The sequence below is a fragment of the Pseudomonas rustica genome (genome assembly GCF_049959085.1).
Classification (GTDB): domain Bacteria; phylum Pseudomonadota; class Gammaproteobacteria; order Pseudomonadales; family Pseudomonadaceae; genus Aquipseudomonas; species Aquipseudomonas rustica.
The window spans coordinates 1,568,952-1,588,392 of the sequence record NZ_CP188200.1 but is presented as its reverse complement, the minus strand read 5'-3'; the positions used below and the strand labels follow the sequence as shown (position 1 = coordinate 1,588,392).

Below are 19,441 nucleotides of genomic sequence, written 5' to 3'. Positions count from 1 at the left end.
AAAAACCTGAATTTTATTTTGAAATTATTTCCTGACTGCCATCCGCATGGGTGCGAACGGCCACTGGCAGGATGCTCGGCAAGGCTTTGAGCAAGGCTTCGGTGTTGTCGGATTTGAACACACTGGTCAGGCGCAGACTGGCCACCGCAGGGTTGCTGACGGTCAGCGGCTTCTCGCGATAACGCGACACTTCCGCGGCCACTTCGCTGAGGCTGGCGTTGTTGAACACCAGTTTGCCGCTGCGCCATGCGGTGAGTTCTGCGGGGTTGACCGCATAGGCTGCGGCGACTTTGCCCTGCGCATCAACGTAAGTGCCGAGGCCTGCGGTCAGGCTGATGAAGTCGTTGTCCGGCGCATTGTGCCCCTGCACTTTCACCGTGCCCTGCTCCACCGCCACGCGGGTTTGCGTGACGTCGCGGCGCACATCGAAACGGGTGCCAGTGACCGTGACTTTGCCGCTGCCGGCCTCGACCACGAACGGTCGCGAGGTGTCGTGTTCAACGCTGAACATCGCCTCGCCTTCGCTCAATTCGATCAACCGCCGATCTTTTTCGAAGCGCACCTGCAAGCGGCTACGGCTGTTCAGATCGATCACCGAACCGTCCGGCAGCGCTACGTGTTTGCGCTCGCCCAACACGGTGCTGAATTCGGCGCGGTAACCGCCCGGATGATTCAAACCGCTGAACAGACCGAGCCCGAGTGCCACTGCCACCACACTCGCGGCCACGGCATAACGCAACAACGGACGTCGTTCGCGGCGCGTCGGTGGAGTTTCAACCAAGGCTTTGAGGCGTGGCGCCGGCAACAAATCAGCGGCCGTCCACAGCCCCTGAAGCAACTGGAATTCGTCACGGTGCTGCGGATGCTCATTCAGCCAGGCGTCGAAGCGCTGCTGCTCTTCGGCACTGACCAGCGGCGCCTGCAAACGCACAAACCAGCGCGCCGCATCATCGCGCACCGTTGTTTGCCCGCACGCGCAATCACGAGTATCCATCATGGAATGTCCTGTCCGGCCGGGAATACAAAGACACACAGCCCGCTGTAGGAGCTGCCGAAGGCTGCGATCTTTTCAACGACACACACCATCACGACTGCAACCCGTCCAGGCGATCACGCAAATGCCGCAGGGTGCGGATCATATACTTTTCGACCATGTTCTTGGACAGGCTCAGGCGTTCGGCGATTTCGGCCTGGGTCAGGCCTTCGATCTTCTGCCAGACGAAAATCTTCCGGCAATTGACCGGCAACTCGGCGAGCGCCCGTTCGATGGAATCGGCCAACTGGATCGCATGCATGTAATGCTCCGGGTCGCCGGACGACGACTCACCGTGATCGATCGCCTGCGACTCCATGGCGCCCCGCCGATCCTCCCGCCGATAGCCATCGACCGCGATGTTGCGCGCGGTCTGATGCAAATACGCCCGAGGCTGCTGCACCGCCGCCGAATCCGACTCAAGCACCCGCACAAAGGTGTCGTGCGCCAGATCCTCGGCCTGCGCGCGATTGCGCAGACGACGAGTCCAGGTGCCGATCAACTCTTCGTAATGCTCGAAAAAGCCGGGTCTGCGGGGACGCATGGGGGTATGGGCGGCGTGCTGAGGAAAGGGGCGTGAATAGTAATGCTTCCTATTAACCCCGGCAATTCATTCCGTTGCCTGCGTACATTCCCCCTGTAGGAGCTGCCGAAGGCTGCGATCTTTTGATCTTGCTTTAAAAGACAAAATCAAAAGATCGCAGCCTTCGGCAGCTCCTACAGAGTGATCATTTAGCGGCTGACTTTATCGTCAGGAGCAACGCCAGGGCGCTGCACGCAATCAAGGTTTCGCCAAGCGCCTGCGACCAACCAGCAAGCATCAACCCCGCGCCAATCAACAGGTAATAGAACAGCCCCAACAACGCCCCGGCGGTACCCAATCGATCCGAATAATCGACCAGCGCCATCCCCAGAATATTCGGGATCGCCATACCGAACGCCAGCACGATCAACAACATCGGCAGCACAAACGCCGCACTGTCCTGCAACCACCAAACGCCCAGACCACCGAGCAAACCGCTGACAGCCGCGAGGCGAATCAACTGCATCGCCGCGACCCCGGCCTTTAACAAACGCTTGTTGAACCACGCGCCGAACCCCGAGCCCAGCGCGAGGATCACGCCGCTGTAGCCGAACAACGTGTCACTCAAGCCCAGCCGCTGAAACTGGAACGGCGCGAGGCTGTAATAACTGAACAGCGCCACATTGAACGAGGCAATCCACAACGCCGAACGCCAGATACCCAGGTCACGCAACATGCGCCCAAGGGTTTCAAACAGACTCACCGGCGGCAGTTGCTCCGGCCGGGTTTCCGGCAGGGTGTACATACTCCACAGCAAGAGCAGCACGGCAAGCACTAGCAAAGCGCCGAGGACACCGCGATAACCAAAGGCCTGCACCAGACTGGCACCGCTGAACAAACCGATCGCCGGACTGGCCGCCAGCGCGATGCCCATTATTGAAAAAACCTGCGCGAGCTCTGCGCCCTTGAAGCGGTCGCGCAATACGGTTTGCGTCACCACCGAGCCGACCGCCGCACCAAACGCCGCCACCGCCTGAACCGCTAACAACCCGGTAAAACTGCCAACCCGCAAACCGATCACCGTCGCCAATGCATAAATCGCCAGCCCTGCAAGCATCGTCGGACGCCGGCCGATGCGATCGCACAACCGGCCCCACACCACCACGCCCACGGCAAACGCGAGGAAATACACCGATAAAGTTTGCGCCGCCGCTTCGGGGCCGACGTCAAACACCCGTCCGATATCGCCCAGCGCCGGGCTGTACAGGGTTTGCGCGATCTGCGGAAACATCAGCAGCGCGATCGCCAGCAGCAACAGATTTCTGTTGTTCATCCTTCATGACTCCTCAAGTAAACCGCAGAGGAGTTTAAGAAGCGGCGACTGGCGTATTATCCGAATCCTGCCAACTTATCGCTGAAATCGGACAACCCATGGCCTGGCTCGATGCCCACGCAACGTTTGACGCTGACAGTTACCGCGCGCCGGTGATCGGCATCGCCGCGACCCTGGGTGATCACGATTCCGGCCTGCATCAACATCAACGCGGGCAACTGCTATTCACCCGTCAGGGTTGCACGCGCATCACCCTCGCCCAGCAATTGTGCCTGTTGCCACCGTCGCGGGCGGCGTGGATTCCGCCGGGGGTCAGTCATCGCGCGGTGATGCAGCAGAGCGTCGATTACCGCTCGATCTACCTGACTGCCGAACTGTGCGCCGAGCTGCCGCAGCATGTCTGCGTGATCGAAGTCAGCCCACTGCTGCGCGCCGTGCTGGAACCGATCGCGACTGCGGATTTCGACACCGATTGGCAACAGGGCAAATTCGCCCATTTACTCGGTCTGTGCCTGAGCGAAATCGCTGAAGCGGCGCAGCAACCGATGCTATTGCCGCTGCCTCGGGACAAGCGTCTGGCGCCGCTGCTGACTACGCCGGAACGATTACCCCCGGAGATGCAAACGCTGGAACAACAGATCGGCGCCAGCAGCCGCACGATCGGGCGGATCTTCCAGCGCGAAACCGGCATGAGCTATCAACAATGGCGTCAGCAATGGCGGTTGATGCGCGCCATGGAATTGCTCGCCACCGGGCGCAGCCTCAGCTATTGCGGGTTCGAACTGGGTTTCGCCAGCGACAGCGCGTTTATCGCTTTCTTCAAATCAATGACCGGCAGCACGCCCGGACACTGGCTCAAATAAACAACTGACGATCGGCATTAGAAATAAATTGCCAGCAAATATTACCTGCGTCATATTACGGCCGTAATAACGAACCATTTGCGCAGGTATTCCGCCATGACCAGCATGCCCACCCTCGAACCTGTTGCGATGAAGGCCAAGCCTCCCCTGCTTAAACGCGTGCTGCTTGCGGGCGTCGGTTTACTCGCGCTGATTTTCGCCGGCGTGTACGCCGTGCATTGGTGGGGCGCCGGGCGATTTCTTGAAGAAACCGACGATGCCTACATCGGTGGCGACGTCACGGTGATCGGGCCGAAAGTCGCCGGTTACATCGACGAAGTGCTGGTCAGCGACAACCAGCACGTCAAGGCCGGCGATGTGCTGATCCGTCTCGACGCGCGCGACTACCGCGCCAATCTGGCGAAAACCGAAGGCGCGGTCGCCGCTGAAGAAGCGCTGCTGGCCAACCTCGACGCCACTGAACAACTGCAACAAGCGGTGATCGGCCAGGCCCGCGCCGGCATCGATGCGGCGGGTGCGGAAACCGCGCGCTCGCGTGACGACAACGCCCGCTACAAACGCCTGGTGACGACCAATGCCGTGTCGGTCGAAAGTGCGCAACGCGCCGACGCCACCTTCAAAACCGCGCAAGCCTTGAGCGCCCGTGCCCAAGCCGAATTGCTCGCTGCGCAACGCCAACTCGCCGTGATCGACACGCAAAAACAACAGGCCCGCGCCGCCCTCCAGCAAGCCCGCGCCGAGCGTGATCTGGCGCAGTTGAACCTCGGCTATACCGAACTGCGTGCGCCGGTGGATGGCGTGATCGGCAACCGTCGTGCACGAGTTGGCGCTTATGCGCAGGCCGGTTCGCAACAACTGTCGGTGGTGCCGGCCAGCGGCTTGTGGGTCGATGCCAATTTCAAGGAAGACCAATTGGCACGGATGAAACCCGGCCAACGCGTAAGCATCCGCGCCGATGTGCTGTCCGGACAGGAATTCCACGGTCGTCTCGACAGCCTCGCTCCCGCCACCGGTTCACAATTCAGCGTGTTGCCGCCGGAAAACGCCACCGGCAACTTCACCAAAATCGTTCAGCGGGTGCCGGTGCGCATCCTCCTCGACCCGGCGGACGGCGTGCTCGGCCACCTGCGCCCGGGGCTGTCAGTGACAGCAGAAGTCGACACCCGCGCCCAGCCTGAAACCAGCGCGGTGGCCGTCGCGCCATGAGCGCCGCCGCCCTCGCCGCCCCTGCGCAACCGTTCAACGCGGCGGACATGGCCACCGCGACCAAGGTATTCGCCTTCGCGACGATGTGCATCGGCATGTTTATCGCGTTGCTCGACATCCAGATCGTCTCCGCGTCGTTGCGCGATATTGGCGGTGGATTGTCCGCCGGCACCGATGAAACCGCGTGGGTGCAGACCAGTTATTTGATCGCCGAAATCATCGTGATTCCCTTGTCGGGCTGGCTATCGCGGGTGTTCTCGACGCGGTGGTTGTTCTGCGCGTCGGCAGTCGGTTTCACCCTCGCCAGTCTGCTCTGCGGCATCGCCTGGAACATCCAGAGCATGATCGCTTTTCGCGCCCTGCAAGGTTTTCTCGGCGGCTCGATGATTCCGCTGGTGTTCACCACCGCGTTCTTTTTCTTCACCGGCAAACAGCGAGTAATCGCAGCGGCAACTATTGGCGCGGTCGCATCATTGGCGCCAACCATGGGCCCGGTGATCGGCGGCTGGATCACCGATATTTCGTCGTGGCACTGGCTGTTCTACATCAATCTGGTGCCAGGGATTTTCGTCGCCGTGGCGGTGCCGATGCTGGTGAAAATCGATCAGCCGGAATTGTCGCTGCTCAAGGGCGCGGACTATCTGAGCATGGTCTTTCTCGCGCTGTTTCTCGGCTGCCTCGAATACACCCTCGAAGAAGGCCCGCGCTGGAACTGGTTCAGCGACCAGACGATTCTGACCACGGCGTGGATCAGCGGGCTCGCCGGACTGGCCTTCATTGGCCGCACGTTGCACGTGGCCAATCCGATCGTTGACCTACGCGCCTTGAAGGATCGCAATTTCGCCCTCGGCTGCTTCTTTTCCTTTGTCACCGGCATCGGCCTGTTCGCGACGATTTACTTGACGCCGTTGTTTCTCGGCCGGGTGCGCGGCTACAGCGCGCTGGACATTGGTCTGGCGGTTTTCTCCACCGGCGTGTTCCAGATCATGGCGATTCCGCTGTACGCCTTTCTCGCCAATCGCGTCGATCTGCGCTGGATCATGATGGTCGGGTTGGGCCTGTTCGCGGTGTCGATGTGGGAATTCAGCCCGATCACCCACGACTGGGGCGCGGGGCAATTGATGCTGCCGCAAGCACTGCGCGGAATTGCTCAGCAACTGGCGGTGCCGCCGGCGGTGACATTGACGTTGGGAGGGTTGGCGCCAGCACGCTTGAAGCATGCCTCGGGCCTGTTCAACTTGATGCGCAATCTAGGTGGGGCGATTGGGATTGCGGCGTGCGCGACCATTCTCAATGACCGTACCAACCTGCATTTCACGCGGTTAGCCGAGCATCTGAACAGCAGCAATGAGGCGATGAATCAGTGGCTGGCGCAGGTCGGCGGCAACTTCGCCACGCTGGGCCAGAGCGGTGACGTCGGCGTCACCGCCAGCCTGCGCCAGTTGTGGTTGCTGACGTACCGCGAGGCGCAAACGCAAACCTACGGCGACACCTTCCTGATGATCATGGTCTGCTTCGTCATCGCCACGGCGATGGTGCCCTTGATGCGCAAGGTGCAACCACCGGCCGCGCCGAGTGCGGATGGGCATTGACCCCGATATCACCACACTCCCGTGTAGGAGCTGCCGAAGGCTGCGATCTTTTGATTTTGTTTTTAAAAGACAAGAGCAAAAGATCGCAGCCTTCGGCAGCTCCTACAGGGGATTGTGGGCAGCTTAGGCTTGGGGGGTTTTGCGGAAGCCGACGGCCAGGCGATTCCAGCTGTTGATGGTGCTGATTGCCACGGTCAGGTCGACCAGTTCTTTCGGGGTGAACTGCGCCGCGACGACTTCGTAATCTTCATCCGGTGCGTGGGTCAGGCTCAGTTGGGTCAGCGATTCAGTCCACAGCAGCGCGGCGCGTTCGCGGTCGCTGAAGAACGGCGCTTCACGCCAAGCAGTCACGGCGAACAGACGACGCGGGGTTTCGCCGCCCTTGATGGCATCGGCGGTGTGCATGTCGATGCAGAAGGCGCAGCCGTTGATTTGCGAAGCGCGCAGCTTGACCAGTTCAACCAGGGTCTTTTCCAGTGGCAGTTTGGAAACGGCGGTTTCCAGGGCGATCATCGCTTTCAGGGCGTCCGGGGAAGCGGTGTAGAAATCGGTACGAGCTTTCATGGTGAGTATCCGGGGGCGAGTGAATGTGTGACTACGTTAGTCCCGGCGCGTGGTTCGGCAAATAGCCAATATTCCAGAAGAACAGTAGGCCACTTGGCCACGCGATCGACCGCTGGTCAGCCGACCGGCACCAACGCTCAAACGCGTCAGACCAATATCAGGTAAATCCCCTTTTTGGAGACGTACCATGAAGACGCGCACTTTCACTTCATTAATGCTCGCCGGCCTGCTCGCCACGGCCTCGTCCGCCAGCTTCGCGGCCAACGATGGCGCTGACGCCACTGGCACCAAATCCGGCGCCACCAGCGGCTCGACCATGCCACCGGATAACACACCGGGCGCGCCTTCTGGCGGCAACGGATCCGACGGCGCAGGTTCGGGCACCGGCACCAATGGCGGTTCCAGCGGTTCGGGTTCAGGCGCGGGCGGCGGCACCGGTTCGGCCGGCGGCGGGACTGGCGGTGCGGGCGGTGGCACGGGCGGCTGAACGAACAAGAGCCATCCGTGGTGATCAACCCATCACCCAGTCAACGCAACACCCCTGTGGGAGCGAGCCTGCTCGCGAAGGCGTCGTGTCAGATAAACAATTTTTACCTGACACACCGCTTTCGCGAGCAGGCTCGCTCCCACAGGTTTTGTATTGGATTCTGGATTAGCGATCAGAGCGCATGAGTTCGGTGATTCCGCCGTCCAGCGATAACACCGCCGCGCGATTGCGCCCGGCATTTTTCGCTTGATACAACGCCGCATCAGCGCGGTGGATGAACGTTTCCAGACTGTCATTGCCGCTAGGAATAAACGCATAGCAACCCAGGCTCACCGTCAGATACCCGGTGGGCGAGCCGCTGTGGATGATGTGTTTGTCGATAACGCTGCGGCGAATCTGCCCGGCAATCGCCAACGCGCCGTTGATGTCCGTGTCCGGCAGCAACACCGCAAACTCTTCACCGCCGTAACGCACCGCCAGATCCGCCTTGCGCTGACAACAAGTCTTGACCACTTGCGCCACTTGCATCAGGCAATGATCACCGGCGACATGGCCGTAAGCATCGTTGTAACGCTTGAAGAAATCGATATCGAGCATGATCAGGCTCACCGGACTCACCTGCCGCGCGCCACGGGCAAACTCAATCTCCAGCGAACGTTCGAACAAGCGCCGATTGGCCAGTCCGGTCAGGCTGTCGTGGGTCGCAATCTGCTCCAGCGCGAGTTGGGCTCTGCGCAGATTCTTCTCGATGCGCTCGCCATTGCGCACTTGATGGATGAACACCCAGCCGAACAAGCCGACGCCCAAAATCACCAGCGCAATGATCACGCTGGACTGAAACGCGCGCTCATACCAACCCTTGAGAATCGTGTCGCGCGACGACGCTGCGGCGACCACCAATGGATACGACCCCAGTTGCCGATAGCCATACAAACGCACGACGTCATCGACCACCGACCTGATCATCGCCGTGCCGGACTGGGCTTCCGGCAGCAACTTCTGATAAATCCGCCCTTGCGCCAGCGACGTACCAATGAGGTTTTCTTCAAACGGTCGCCGCGCCAACAGCGTGCCGTCCGTCAGGCCCAGAAACATGATGCCGTTGTCGTCGAGGCTGAAGCTTTTGAAGAACTGATCGAAGTACGCCATCTTGATCCCGGCCATCAGCACACCCTGAAAATTGCCGGCGTGGTCATTGACGCGTTTCGAGATCGGGATGATCCATTCGCCGTTCTCACGGCTGCGAATCGCCGGACCGATGTGCGCCAGCGTCGATTCATTCTGCTGATGAAACTTGAAGTAATCGCGATCGGCCACGCCGTTGCCACGGGGCAAATCGGCGAACGAAGTGATGATCCACTGGCCCTGTTTGTCGAAGAAAAAGATACCGTGCAACTGCTCCATCTGCTGCACGCGCCGGGCGAAGGTTTTCTGCAAACGCGGCTTCTGCGTCGCGCCGTAACCGTCGTCCTCAATCCAGTCGACCAGACTGGTCATCACCAGATCGGCGGAGTGAAACGTGTCCTCGGCCTGTTGCGCCATCGCCCGGGTCAGGTTGCTCGATGCCACTTTCGCCACGGCCAGATCCTGACGCCGCGACTGCTCCAGTTGCAGGTAGAGCAAGCCGAACAGACACAGGCACACCGCAACGATAAACAGCACAGCCGCTTTACGCAGTGGCAGGCGCTTCAGCGCGCCGGGAGCCTGTTGCGGATCGTGAATGGGAATAGGCAAAAGCGTGTCCTGGGCAGGTACGACAAGGGCGTAGGCCCGAAACCCTTACGGTCTGAGCGTAGTCCACCGGGGTGCTCGGGGCAAACGCCACGATCCCGCCCCGTTGTATCGGCGCGCCGCGAATTAGGATGATCGCTGTTGGCAGATTTATTTTCGATTGCTTCTTTACGGTTAATCCATTCTGAAGTGCCAAACATCACACACCCCCCTGTGGCGAGGGGATTCATCCCCGCTGGGCTGCGAAGCGGCCCCAAAAATCTCATGAGCGCTACGCACTCAAGCGGGAGCAAGCTCCCTCACCACAGGTTAAACAGTTTCGGATGGCCTCAACGCTTCGGCGGCACCCGAATATCCCCCTTCCGACACTGCGTCCTCACCCCCTTGCCACACGCCGCAAAGCGCAAATCCTTATCCAGACAAACACGCACCTCCGACAACTCCGGCCCGCTGCAAATCACCGCAATGCCATCAGCCGGAATCTTCGGATTGCTTTTACGGAACAGATCAGCGATCTCCTGCGCCTTGAAGTAATAGGAATCACCAAACGGCTGAAGCTGCTCAGGAATGTTCACCGCCGCCAGCGCTTTGTCCGCCGCATCGAGATAGCCCGTCGCACCGAGCCCGCTGCACGTGCCGTGCTTGCGCCATTCGTGATAAAGCAACTTCTGCGTCGGGAACAACGTCAGGGCTTTGCTACGTTGTTCAGCCGAAAGCTTGCTCAGCGGCGGACACGATTGCGGCCAGCCGCCCTGCGCATACTGTGGCCACAATCCATGCAAAACAAAGCCGTAACCCTTGCCCGAACACTGCGCGTCATCCTTGTGCGTCAGGCAAAACGTCGGCGACCAAGACAGCGTCAGCAAGTAATAATCGAACGCCCCCGCCACTGCTTCCGGCCGCTCCTTATGGCTCGGCGACTGACGTGACGAGATCAGCCCGATGCTACCGGCCGTCAGCACGATCAGCGCGAAAATTGTAAACAGCTTTTTCATATACCCGCTCCCTGAGACGCCTGCGCCCGTGGTTTTCGATGCTGACCTGACGTGATTTGTAATGAATGAGGCACGCTGACAGCGCCGGCGCATGACGCAAGGCAAGGCCGTACGCCGCTGCAAGGTCTACGATTAACAGGCAGACATCAAACCAAGGGAACCGAAATGAGTAAAGCAGACGAACTCGCCGCGAAGCTCAAGCAAACCCGGCACACCCAAGCGGACGCGACGCTGGAGATCGATTGCTGGGCCAAACAAGTGGACAGCCTGTACCACCGCATCGAGGCGTGGTTGCAGCCCGTGGCGGAAGTCGGATTGAAGATCCGGCGCAACCCGACCCACGTGTGTGAAACGTCGCCGGACGGCGAAAGTCATGATTACGCGGTGGATCAGTTGGTGATCGAAGGTAATGAGCACAGCCTTACGTTTGATCCGATTGCGCGGTTTACTGAGGACGGTGCGGGTCGCGTCGAGATCCACACCTCAGGCGATGAGCTTGCCTTGCTGAGAACCGTGGATGAACACCAGATGACACATTGGTGGTTACAGACCATCGATCGATCCGGGCCGCAGCAGGATGCAGTGGCGTTGACTGAGTCGGGGTTGCTGGGGGTTGTGCAGGCGGGGTTGAAGATCTGAATTGCGGAGAGTGCGCGCATCGCTTCGAGTGCTTTTTCAGGCAGTGGCGATGCGTACCCACTGACTACATTAGTGGCACCATGATATCTTTTCGCGATCAATTTCTAATGGATCGCATGAATGCTTTACGCAACGGATGCACTACTCAATGCTCGCCACACTATGGACAACATCAACCCACAATTGACTGGGCAGTTTACTCGTCTCTTTGAGTATTTGATTTTTAAGCCATCTGCAGGTGCACAACGTAAAAATTTGTCGTTTCCGATTGAAAGTTCAATTTATATCGACTGGTCAGCAAAGAAATTTGCTGCTGGCAGAATCGATAAGCAGCCTAATACCCCACAGACCGTACCAGACAATATGGTTTCGGTGATTCTTCATCAATACTACAATTGCGAAGAAGAGCAATTACCGCGCATCCAGCACGAGCACCGACTCTCTATGGCGGCAGAGAACATCATTGGAGATTTGCTAGAGCGATACCTCGCATCTGTTCTTGAACCAAGAGGCTGGATCTGGTGCTCCGGTGAGACACTCACGTCAATTGACTTCATTCGCCCTCCTTCTGACATCAGCCCAAAATGGTTTGCTTTACAGGTTAAGAATCGCGACAACTCCGAAAACTCATCTTCGAATAAAGTCCGTAAAGATAAAGATATACATCACTGGTTTCGAACGTTCTCCAAGAAAAACGGGGACAACTGGGCCGCTTTCCCTGGACATCACTCTCCTTATCTTCTTTCAGAAGAAGACTTCGAACGTTTTGTCAGAGGTTATCTAGCAGACATCAAAAGCACAGCAATTCCATCACTTTTCGACATGATAAAACTTCCTAATAAAGGAGCAACGGTATTTTGACTAATATCTTCTCCTTTCCCAACCTGTCAAAACTGTAATCCCGCCCTCAGCTAACTGAAAGCCGGCGCTGGTTAGCCTCCCCGTCAAGTGTCAAACGGGGACTTCCAGCGCATGCCTTCCAACACTTCAAGACGCACCTTCGTCAAAGGCCTCGCACCCGGCGGATTGCTCGGCGGCCTCGGCCTGTGGCGCGCGCCGGTCTGGGCGCTGAATGGCCCCGGGCAGATCAATGAGCTGAACGGCAGCGAGTTCGAGCTGTTCATCGGCGAAACCCCGGTCAACTTCACTGGCAGTCCACGCACCGAGATGACCATCGAGGCAGCCTGCCCGGCCCGTTGCTGCGTTGGCGTGAAGGCGATGCTGGCGCTGGTGTTGCTGGCGCGGGGGCTTGTTGATGAAACGCGTATTCGGCTGCTGATGTTTTCAGTGAAGCGCTTTGAATGGGTGGGTGCGGTGATTGTGCTGACGCTGTCGGTGACTGGCGTGGTGAATTACCTGTTTATTGTTGGCCCCAAGCTTGAAGAGATCCTGCTCAACACGTATGGGTTGTTGCTGGCGATCAAGGTTTTACTGTTTGCCGGGATGCTGGTTTTGGCGGCGCTAAACCGCTTCCATTTAGGGCCTTCGCTGGAGCAATCGTTGCGCGACGGCCAGCCTGTCATCGCCGCGAACGCACTCAGACGCAGTGTTCTGCTGGAACTGGCGATCGTGCTGCTGATCGTGGCATTGGTGGCGTGGCTGGGCACGCTGAGTCCGGACGCTGGATGACACCCGCGAAAGCCTTTCACTACACTGGGCCACCGTCCCTCTCAGAAGCCCGATCTCAATGACAACACTAAAAAGCACGATGATCTTCTGCAGCCTGCTGAGCCTGGCCGCCGGCGCACAAGCCGAGCAATCCCCTTCGCACCTCGACACCGTCCAGCAACAAGGCCAGTTACGCGTCTGCACCACCGGCGACTACAAGCCCTACACGTTCAAACGCCCTGACGGCGACTTCGAAGGCATCGACATCGCCATGGCCCGCTCGCTGGCCGACAGCCTCGGCGTCAAAGTCGAATGGGTGCAGACCACCTGGAAAACCCTGATGCCCGACATGCAGGCCGGCAAATGCGACATCGGCATGGGCGGCATCTCGGTAACGCTTGAACGCCAGAAAAAAGCCTACTTCAGCAACACCCTCGACACCGACGGCAAGATCCCGTTGGTGCGCTGCGCGGAGGTGAACAAGTACCAAACGGTCGAACAGATTAACCAGCCCAACGTGCGCCTCGTCGAACCCGCCGGCGGCACCAACGAAGCTTTCGTCCACGCCTACCTGCCCAAGGCGCAACTGGCGTTGCACGACAACGTGACGATCTTCCAGCAACTGCTCGACAACAAGGCCGACGTGATGATCACCGACGCCTCGGAAGCGCTGTATCAGCAGAAACTCAAACCGGGATTGTGCGCGGTGAACCCGCATCAATATATGCAGTACGGGGAGAAGGCTTATTTACTGCCGCGCGATGACATCAGCTGGAAACAGTATGTCGATCAATGGCTGCACCTGAACAAAGCCACCGGCAAATACCAGCAAACCCTGAGCGAATGGATTGCCGTACCGCAATGATTAATGATGCCTGACACTAACCCTGTGCCTCACACATGATCTTGTGACTCACACAAAACCCTGTGGCGAGGGGATTTATCCCCGATGGGTCGCGAAGCGGCCCCTGCTTCTTATGTCAAAGAAGTCTGGGACTGCTTTGCAGTCCATCGGGGATAAATCCCCTCACCACAAGTTGTGTGTTCCCCCATCAATCCTCATGCAACATCCCGGAACTGTACTGATTCAAACTACTGCCAATACTGTTCCCGCCAAACTTCAACGTCGTCGCATTATTGCGCCCATCCGGCGACTGACAATCAGTAGAAAAACAACTGGTCGTGGTCAACCCACCCGCCCCCGAACAAGCACTCAGAACCGACACAACAGCGGCAACCAACAGCACTTTGGCAACATTCAGGCGCATGGCACGATTCCCCTCGGGATGAAAAACGACGATCTTGTGCCAACATCCTAGGCCCGCCCCGCACGCGCTTACATGAAACTTTGCCGATCGACAGCAGCGGTTCAGAATCAACCCTCCGCCCGACAAGGACATCCCCATGCAATTCCTCCCCCTCACCGACGCCAGCCCCGCCATTCAGGCCCACGTCCGCACCCTGCGCAACCAGCCGGACGTGCGCAAATACATGTACACCTCGCACGAAATCAGCGAACAGGAACATGCGAACTGGCTCGCCTCCTTAAAGGGAAACGCGCGGCAGCAAGTGTTTGTGGTGATCAAGGATGAGCAAGCGGTCGGGGTTGTTTCGTTGAACGCGATCAACGTTCTGCAGAAAACGGCGGATTGGGCGTTTTATCTGGATGTCGGGTTGCAGGGTAAGGGGCTGGGCAGTGTGGTCGAATTCTGGATGCTGGATTACGCGTTTGGCGCGGCGGGACTGGAGAAGCTGAATTGCGAAGTGCTGGCGATGAACTCGACGGTGGTGAAGATGCATCAGAAGTTTGGCTTTGAGGTGGAAGGTGTTCGGCGACAGAACATCCTGCGCGATGGCGCTCGGATTGACGTTGTCCTGCTGGGAATCACCAAAGAGGAATGGCAAAACAAGCGTCCAGCGCTGGCGCCGGTGATCGACCGAATCAGCGCCGTTTAACGCCGGGAGCCGGATTTTGAAACGTGAACTGAGCCCGGACGATCTATACAAAATCAGAGAGGCGTTGTCGTGGATCTTTGTCGACACCGCAGTTGAATTTGCCTACATCGCCAGACAAGTCGAAGACTACGATCCGGAACAGATCAAAGAGATTTTATATTCGGAAGTTGCCGTCGTCTGCGCCGGGAACCTGGAATGCGTACTTCCGCCAATCTGGACAGGTTTCGAACCCGACTCGTTAAACCGGGACATCGAACAGATGCTGCTCGCAAACAAGAACAGCTGGATTCGGCGACAACTGCATAAGTTGCACACCGCCCGGTTGCGATATAGCTATAGAGAAGCCTGGGAAGATCTTTCCGCTCACCTCAAACAATCGAACTGACTCCCTCTGTGGCACCGGAGCCCCGTCGCCACAGAGGGATGTGCTTTACACCTTCACTTCAACGTTATCCAACGCCTGATTCACCGCCAACTCCCCCAACATCACCACCTGCGCAATACCCAGCGCGGTTTTGCGATGCGAGGAACCTAGCGCAGCGGCAAAGTTGATGAGCATTTCAGAGGCTGAGCCCAACGTTTCACTGGCGTTCGCCAACAGGGATTCGGTGTCGTACTTCGGATTGGCGAGGTACATGCGTTCAGGCTGGTTGGCACTGGCCATGATGCGGTCGGCGGGGAGCAGATAGTGATCGAGCGCGCGTTCGGCGGCTTCGTGGAGTTTTTTTGAATCGAGGGATTCGTAGGGGGATGCGGGATCGGTTGGGGGTGGATTTGGTGTTGGTTTGAACATGGTGAAACTCCTGACGGATAAACGAAAAGGAGCCATCACTCTCGCTACCAAACTGTATGTACCGGAGACATGGTGGACACATGTTCGGAGACATGGTGGACACATTTTAATAGACACATTGCTCATCGCGAAGGAGATGGCCTGTGTCTTGGGAAGAGGTGTCCACCGTGCAGCTTCGTTCAGAATTCGTGCTGTTGGCTCGGCAAGAAGGGGCCAATGTTCGGCAGCTTTGTCGTCGATTCAATATCAGCCCAAGCACTGCCTACAAATGGCTCAACAGGTTTGAAACCTTAGGTGCAGAGGGATTGATCAATCAGTCTCGACGACCAAAGACATCACCCAAACGCTGCGCTGGCGAGGTTGAGCAGCAGATTCTGACCGTGAGTCAGGAGTATGCCGCTTGGGGCGCTCGCAAGCTCAAGCGCGTGTTGGAAGACGACGGCAAAGTGATGCCTTCGGTCAGTACCGTGCATGCGGTTTTACAGCGTCATTCGCGCGTTGATCCAAAGACTGCTGAGATCAAACCGTTTATCCGGTTCGAGCATGAAGCGCCCAATGATCTTTGGCAGATGGACTTCAAGGGACATATCAGCCTGGCTCAGGGGCGTTGTCATCCGTTGACGATATTGGACGATCATTCACGGTTTTCGCTGTGCATCGCCGCGTGCGCCAATGAGCAGCGCCGAACCGTCCAGGAGCAACTAATGCGGGCCTTTCGGCTCTACGGTCTGCCTCTGCGCATGACGATGGACAACGGTTCGCCATGGGGTGACCAGACCGGCGTTTATACCGCGCTGGAGGTCTGGCTGATGAGCCAGGGCATCAAGGTCGGCCACTCCCGACCTTATCACCCGCAAACCCAGGGAAAGCTGGAGCGCTTCCACCGCAGCCTGAAAAGGGAAGTCCTGCAAGGCCAGCTCTTCATCGATCTGGACGATGCACAACGTGCGTTTGATATCTGGCGTGAGATTTACAACCAGAAGCGCCCGCATCAAGCATTGGGCATGCAGGTTCCTGCTACTCGCTACAGCAGTAGCCCGCGGGAATATCAGGAGCAACCGGCGGCGCCTGAGTACGACGATGGGGATGTGGTCAGGAAGGTTCAGGTGAAGGGCGAAATCTACTGGGGCAACCGTGAATACACTGTCGGGAAGGCGTTTTACGGGAGGTCAGTGGCTATCCGGGAAACGACGGAGGACGGCATCCACGATGTCTACTGGAGTAGACATCGCATCGCCCGAATCGACTTGAACTTGCAGATCGTCACGGCAGGTAAGAAGATCTAAAACCGTCCACCATGTCTCCGAACATGTGTCCACCATGTCTCCGGTACATACACTAACGAGGGGTGGAGGCCATACGCAGGTTGGTAGACCGGTCGTCAGGAACCCCGGCGCATCCAAAGATGCCCCGCGCATGACCACCATAAAACGAAGACGAGAAACGCCCTCGCAAGACAGTAGTCTTGTGCTTCTGACGGAGACGGGCTACCAAACCCGATCACTGGTTTTCAGTGACCTAAGGACGATAGAACCTGCGGTCTAGACGCACAAGCCGGCGGATTCTGTCTTACGTGTAGGGGATGGCGCAAGAGGTTGTAGGCAAAAGCTATTGACATAAGACATCAGTAAACGACTGTGAAATTCGCTGTTTAACTCATAATCAGGCTTTGCCATTAATTTGCAGGAAAAGAACCACTCGATAAAATCGCCCCCTCTCCGTCTATTCTTTGTCGGCACAGGTCGCGATTGTAAAATCTCGCCCCCCTCCTCGCCAAAATTGAATAACCATTATTCCTAATAAATATAAAAAACTGTAATTTCTGACAGTTGCCCACCCGTTTCAAAAAACAAATAATTGCCACCATTACAAAAAAGACAGCTGCTACAGCTCGATACTTTACAGCCAAAGAGAGATCATAATGAGCATTTATTGCGACGATGAAAGTTTTGCAGCCAAAGTTCTAAAATCTACCACACCCGTACTCGTCTTTTTCACTGCTGAATGGTGTGGCCCCTGCAAGGCGATCGCCCCGAGGCTTCATATGCTTGAAGATTTTTACATTGCTCGCTTTGAACTTTGCATAGTAGATGTTGACATAAGCCAGAGCATTGTAGCGCAGTATTCAATAAGGGCTATGCCAACAGTTATTCTATTCAAGGATGGCAATATCATAACGAGAATCGAAGGTGCAGACGTAGAAAAAATTAAATCAACACTCGCGGCAAATCTCTAATGTTCGGACGCTCTGAAACGAACTTCAAAACTTAACGACACTTACATGCTTCTTAGAGATTGACGCTCCACGCTTTTATTTCACTCATAAACCCCGACAACCGATAACAAAGCCCTTTGTAGAAAAAATAAATGGGATGATGTTTGGATCGCACATCCCCAATGCATACGTTAACCCGATGCCGAAACTCTAAAATATGGGGAGGAGGAGTTCTGCTCGCCTCGAGCGATCGAACAACCGCTCGTAAGAGTCGACTCAGCCCCAATAGCCCAATCCTGATAAACTCCCCACCTCCCAGCCCCACCCAATCCAGAATCGCCAATGTCCCCTATCACCGCAGCACCTGCCCCACTCTCCCGCCGCTTCTCCGTCGCACCCATGATGGATTGGATCACCAAAGCCTTAATTCATTGGGGTTTGCTGTGATCGTGTACATTCTGTGTGCAGACATCGATACCGCCCTCCTACCCTGACAGCGAAAATATTGGACAGACCGATTGGACTCCACGCTGAGCGCCAGTGCCTCCAGCCATAGCACTACCGACTGGCACTACCTACTTTTCCCCTCTCCTGCACAGTGAATAGCTGCCACTTTCATGCTATGAGTAGTGGCACATTGATCTATGCCAGCCTCATGGAGACACAATGCTGACCATCCGCTATCCACATCTGATGCAGCACGTGAGAGACCTACATCACGGGATAAGTACGATTGCAAACGACAAGGAAGGTACGCTCCTCCTCATAATCAAAGTGCCCAAGGAGGCCGTACTAGCCGCAAAAGCCAAGCAGCGCATCGGGTTCTATCTAGCCCCATGTCGGATGAACGGAGAGACTTACCACGGTCTGGTCACTACATATGAAGATGATGAGCTCAACCCACTGATGGTTGTTACTCCCCTGCTAGACGATGAAATGGGACACTCCATATTTGACCTGCTTTCATCGGAAAGCTTCGACATTCATTTCTTTGACGACAACAATCGCGAACTTCTTGGCTACAGGTCGCAGAACACAAAGTTCGCAGAGTTCGACAAAAGCCAATACAAGCTTGCCCCATCAAGCCTTGAGGCTGCTTATGAAATTCGTGACTTAACTAATCACTGGTTCATGCGCAGATCGCTTCAGGATGATAAGAACTCGATCAAGGTTAATTTCCTTGAACCACTAATGATCGAGGATTTATTCATTCTAGACGCAGTACCCATGAACAATCTGTTTCAAAAAGGCCCACCTGTGAGCCACTCGACCCTTGAGAGGCTAGAGCCAGGTAGCTTTCAAGAGATGGATATTGTTAAGCTACTTCAGAAAGTATTTCATGAAGACTCAATATTCCTGAACCCACTTCGCACAGATAACAATGAAGAGTTCGTCGACGTTTTAGTTGCCTCCGATGAATATCTGCTGCTGATTCAGGCCAAGGACAGCCCAAACACGGAGAAGTCCTTAGATCGAACTCTAAAAAGAAAGATCTCGACAGTTTCAAAGGCTCTTGATAAAGCTATTGATCAAACGAGAGGAGCGATTAAGTACCTCAGACGTGGTGAGAACCTGCAGTTTCACTTTGGCGAAGATATCTTTGAGATTGAAACGCACGACAAAGTGATCCGAAACCTTATAGTTGTCCAGGAAACTTTCATCAATGAATGGGAAAGCTACTCGGAACGAGTTCTTGGGCTGGGTAAAGAAATGAATTCTTCATGTTACGTAATGGGATATCCAGAGCTTGTGACATGGACAGCAAAGCTCAGTACACCAGAGAAGTTCTTTGATCCATTTGACAGTATCGTTGAAGAAGGTAAAGAGACTGGTATATTCCCAAGTATAACCTTCTACAACTGATATACCTTCCATATTACTTACTGTCAAAGTGAAGTCGCAA

20 protein-coding genes and 2 pseudogenes are annotated in these 19,441 nt (G+C 56.6%); 14 read left to right on the top strand and 8 right to left on the bottom strand.

Going from position 1 to position 19,441, the window contains the following annotated elements:
- Positions 1-13: 13 nt before the first annotated feature.
- The 3 genes from ACP3TY_RS07530 to ACP3TY_RS07520 all read right to left on the bottom strand — a co-directional run bounded on the left by ACP3TY_RS07530 (position 14) and on the right by ACP3TY_RS07520 (position 2,889).
- Positions 14-997, bottom strand: coding sequence for a FecR family protein (locus ACP3TY_RS07530; protein ID WP_426619626.1), 984 nt, complete (start codon positions 995-997; stop codon positions 14-16).
- 88 nt (positions 998-1,085) lie between these two features.
- Entirely contained in the window at positions 1,086-1,577 is a 492-nt protein-coding gene (locus tag ACP3TY_RS07525; RefSeq protein ID WP_426619625.1) for a sigma-70 family RNA polymerase sigma factor, read from the bottom strand.
- A gap of 184 nt (positions 1,578-1,761) precedes the next feature.
- Positions 1,762-2,889, bottom strand: coding sequence for an MFS transporter (locus ACP3TY_RS07520; protein ID WP_426619624.1), 1,128 nt, complete (start codon positions 2,887-2,889; stop codon positions 1,762-1,764).
- Between the two features lie 98 nt (positions 2,890-2,987).
- On the opposite strand from ACP3TY_RS07520, the gene ACP3TY_RS07515 reads away from it, so the two are divergent.
- From ACP3TY_RS07515 to ACP3TY_RS07505, 3 genes are all read left to right on the top strand, one after another.
- Entirely contained in the window at positions 2,988-3,752 is a 765-nt protein-coding gene (locus ACP3TY_RS07515) for an AraC family transcriptional regulator (RefSeq protein WP_426619623.1), read from the top strand.
- A gap of 96 nt (positions 3,753-3,848) precedes the next feature.
- Positions 3,849-4,958: an HlyD family secretion protein gene (locus ACP3TY_RS07510; protein ID WP_426619622.1), complete on the top strand. Its 1,110-nt coding sequence runs from the start codon at positions 3,849-3,851 to the stop codon at positions 4,956-4,958.
- On the top strand, positions 4,955-6,550 hold the full coding sequence (locus tag ACP3TY_RS07505; protein WP_426619621.1) for a DHA2 family efflux MFS transporter permease subunit: 1,596 nt from the start codon (positions 4,955-4,957) through the stop codon (positions 6,548-6,550). Before ACP3TY_RS07510 ends, ACP3TY_RS07505 begins: the two co-directional genes overlap by 4 nt.
- 123 nt (positions 6,551-6,673) lie before the next feature.
- Here ACP3TY_RS07505 and ACP3TY_RS07500 read toward each other — a convergent pair whose 3' ends face one another.
- The gene (locus ACP3TY_RS07500; protein WP_053121963.1) at positions 6,674-7,114 is read right to left on the bottom strand and encodes a carboxymuconolactone decarboxylase family protein; all 441 of its coding nucleotides are present in this window, start codon (positions 7,112-7,114) and stop codon (positions 6,674-6,676) included.
- A gap of 187 nt (positions 7,115-7,301) precedes the next feature.
- Here ACP3TY_RS07500 and ACP3TY_RS07495 point away from each other — a divergent pair, with 187 nt between their 5' ends.
- Positions 7,302-7,601, top strand: a complete 300-nt coding sequence (locus ACP3TY_RS07495) for a hypothetical protein (RefSeq protein WP_426619620.1) — start codon at positions 7,302-7,304, stop codon at positions 7,599-7,601.
- 165 nt (positions 7,602-7,766) lie between these two features.
- On the opposite strand, the gene ACP3TY_RS07490 is transcribed toward ACP3TY_RS07495, so the two are convergent.
- Positions 7,767-9,335 (bottom strand): sensor domain-containing diguanylate cyclase, encoded by a 1,569-nt coding sequence (locus ACP3TY_RS07490; protein ID WP_159815489.1) that lies wholly within the window; start codon positions 9,333-9,335, stop codon positions 7,767-7,769.
- A 326-nt stretch (positions 9,336-9,661) separates the two neighbouring features.
- Positions 9,662-10,327, bottom strand: coding sequence for a ribonuclease T2 (locus ACP3TY_RS07485; protein ID WP_426619619.1), 666 nt, complete (start codon positions 10,325-10,327; stop codon positions 9,662-9,664).
- Positions 10,328-10,492: 165 nt separating this feature from the next.
- On the opposite strand from ACP3TY_RS07485, the gene ACP3TY_RS07480 reads away from it, so the two are divergent.
- From ACP3TY_RS07480 to ACP3TY_RS07460, 5 genes and pseudogenes are all read left to right on the top strand, one after another.
- Complete coding sequence (locus ACP3TY_RS07480) at positions 10,493-10,966, top strand: hypothetical protein (RefSeq protein WP_400646517.1); 474 nt, start codon at positions 10,493-10,495, stop codon at positions 10,964-10,966.
- A 120-nt stretch (positions 10,967-11,086) separates the two neighbouring features.
- Complete coding sequence (locus ACP3TY_RS07475; RefSeq protein WP_426619618.1) at positions 11,087-11,827, top strand: SinI family restriction endonuclease; 741 nt, start codon at positions 11,087-11,089, stop codon at positions 11,825-11,827.
- Positions 11,828-11,938: 111 nt separating this feature from the next.
- A pseudogene (locus tag ACP3TY_RS07470) lies at positions 11,939-12,186 on the top strand (twin-arginine translocation signal domain-containing protein); the annotation flags it as partial.
- Positions 12,182-12,595: pseudogene (locus ACP3TY_RS07465) on the top strand (CopD family protein); the annotation flags it as partial. The pseudogenes ACP3TY_RS07470 and ACP3TY_RS07465, both read left to right, overlap by 5 nt.
- 58 nt (positions 12,596-12,653) lie before the next feature.
- A complete protein-coding gene (locus ACP3TY_RS07460) occupies positions 12,654-13,439 on the top strand; it encodes a transporter substrate-binding domain-containing protein (RefSeq protein ID WP_426619617.1) in 786 nt (261 codons plus the stop codon).
- A 187-nt stretch (positions 13,440-13,626) separates the two neighbouring features.
- Here the strand turns inward: ACP3TY_RS07460 and ACP3TY_RS07455 are convergent, their stop codons facing one another.
- A complete protein-coding gene (locus tag ACP3TY_RS07455) occupies positions 13,627-13,842 on the bottom strand; it encodes a hypothetical protein (protein WP_082341465.1) in 216 nt (71 codons plus the stop codon).
- 136 nt (positions 13,843-13,978) lie between these two features.
- On the opposite strand from ACP3TY_RS07455, the gene pseH reads away from it, so the two are divergent.
- Together pseH and ACP3TY_RS07445 are read left to right on the top strand one after the other, a co-directional pair.
- Positions 13,979-14,530 carry a UDP-4-amino-4,6-dideoxy-N-acetyl-beta-L-altrosamine N-acetyltransferase gene (gene pseH / locus ACP3TY_RS07450; RefSeq protein ID WP_426619616.1) on the top strand — a complete coding sequence of 184 codons (552 nt, stop codon included), beginning with the start codon at positions 13,979-13,981 and terminating at the stop codon, positions 14,528-14,530.
- A 16-nt stretch (positions 14,531-14,546) separates the two neighbouring features.
- A complete protein-coding gene (locus ACP3TY_RS07445) occupies positions 14,547-14,915 on the top strand; it encodes a DUF7079 family protein (RefSeq protein WP_426619615.1) in 369 nt (122 codons plus the stop codon).
- A gap of 45 nt (positions 14,916-14,960) precedes the next feature.
- On the opposite strand, the gene ACP3TY_RS07440 is transcribed toward ACP3TY_RS07445, so the two are convergent.
- Entirely contained in the window at positions 14,961-15,323 is a 363-nt protein-coding gene (locus ACP3TY_RS07440) for a DUF6124 family protein (protein ID WP_426619614.1), read from the bottom strand.
- A 143-nt stretch (positions 15,324-15,466) separates the two neighbouring features.
- Between ACP3TY_RS07440 and ACP3TY_RS07435 the strand changes: the two genes are divergently transcribed.
- The 3 genes from ACP3TY_RS07435 to ACP3TY_RS07425 all read left to right on the top strand — a co-directional run bounded on the left by ACP3TY_RS07435 (position 15,467) and on the right by ACP3TY_RS07425 (position 19,401).
- On the top strand, positions 15,467-16,609 hold the full coding sequence (locus ACP3TY_RS07435) for an IS481 family transposase (protein WP_426619613.1): 1,143 nt from the start codon (positions 15,467-15,469) through the stop codon (positions 16,607-16,609).
- Positions 16,610-17,244: 635 nt separating this feature from the next.
- Entirely contained in the window at positions 17,245-17,559 is a 315-nt protein-coding gene (locus ACP3TY_RS07430; RefSeq protein WP_426619612.1) for a thioredoxin family protein, read from the top strand.
- A 645-nt stretch (positions 17,560-18,204) separates the two neighbouring features.
- Positions 18,205-19,401, top strand: coding sequence for a hypothetical protein (locus ACP3TY_RS07425; protein ID WP_078732153.1), 1,197 nt, complete (start codon positions 18,205-18,207; stop codon positions 19,399-19,401).
- The last annotated feature ends 40 nt before the right edge of the window (positions 19,402-19,441 follow it).

Bases quoted from the DNA above. Each gene is read 5' to 3' on its own strand.
- ACP3TY_RS07530 (WP_426619626.1), bottom strand. From the start codon at position 997: ATGATGGATACTCGTGATTGCGCGTGCGGGCAAACAACGGTGCGCGAT.
- ACP3TY_RS07525 (WP_426619625.1), bottom strand. From the start codon at position 1,577: ATGCGTCCCCGCAGACCCGGCTTTTTCGAGCATTACGAAGAGTTGATC.
- ACP3TY_RS07520 (WP_426619624.1), bottom strand. From the start codon at position 2,889: ATGAACAACAGAAATCTGTTGCTGCTGGCGATCGCGCTGCTGATGTTT.
- ACP3TY_RS07515 (WP_426619623.1), top strand. From the start codon at position 2,988: ATGGCCTGGCTCGATGCCCACGCAACGTTTGACGCTGACAGTTACCGC.
- ACP3TY_RS07510 (WP_426619622.1), top strand. From the start codon at position 3,849: ATGACCAGCATGCCCACCCTCGAACCTGTTGCGATGAAGGCCAAGCCT.
- ACP3TY_RS07505 (WP_426619621.1), top strand. From the start codon at position 4,955: ATGAGCGCCGCCGCCCTCGCCGCCCCTGCGCAACCGTTCAACGCGGCG.
- ACP3TY_RS07500 (WP_053121963.1), bottom strand. From the start codon at position 7,114: ATGAAAGCTCGTACCGATTTCTACACCGCTTCCCCGGACGCCCTGAAA.
- ACP3TY_RS07495 (WP_426619620.1), top strand. From the start codon at position 7,302: ATGAAGACGCGCACTTTCACTTCATTAATGCTCGCCGGCCTGCTCGCC.
- ACP3TY_RS07485 (WP_426619619.1), bottom strand. From the start codon at position 10,327: ATGAAAAAGCTGTTTACAATTTTCGCGCTGATCGTGCTGACGGCCGGT.
- ACP3TY_RS07480 (WP_400646517.1), top strand. From the start codon at position 10,493: ATGAGTAAAGCAGACGAACTCGCCGCGAAGCTCAAGCAAACCCGGCAC.
- ACP3TY_RS07475 (WP_426619618.1), top strand. From the start codon at position 11,087: ATGCTTTACGCAACGGATGCACTACTCAATGCTCGCCACACTATGGAC.
- ACP3TY_RS07460 (WP_426619617.1), top strand. From the start codon at position 12,654: ATGACAACACTAAAAAGCACGATGATCTTCTGCAGCCTGCTGAGCCTG.
- ACP3TY_RS07455 (WP_082341465.1), bottom strand. From the start codon at position 13,842: ATGCGCCTGAATGTTGCCAAAGTGCTGTTGGTTGCCGCTGTTGTGTCG.
- pseH (WP_426619616.1), top strand. From the start codon at position 13,979: ATGCAATTCCTCCCCCTCACCGACGCCAGCCCCGCCATTCAGGCCCAC.
- ACP3TY_RS07440 (WP_426619614.1), bottom strand. From the start codon at position 15,323: ATGTTCAAACCAACACCAAATCCACCCCCAACCGATCCCGCATCCCCC.
- ACP3TY_RS07430 (WP_426619612.1), top strand. From the start codon at position 17,245: ATGAGCATTTATTGCGACGATGAAAGTTTTGCAGCCAAAGTTCTAAAA.
- ACP3TY_RS07425 (WP_078732153.1), top strand. From the start codon at position 18,205: ATGCTGACCATCCGCTATCCACATCTGATGCAGCACGTGAGAGACCTA.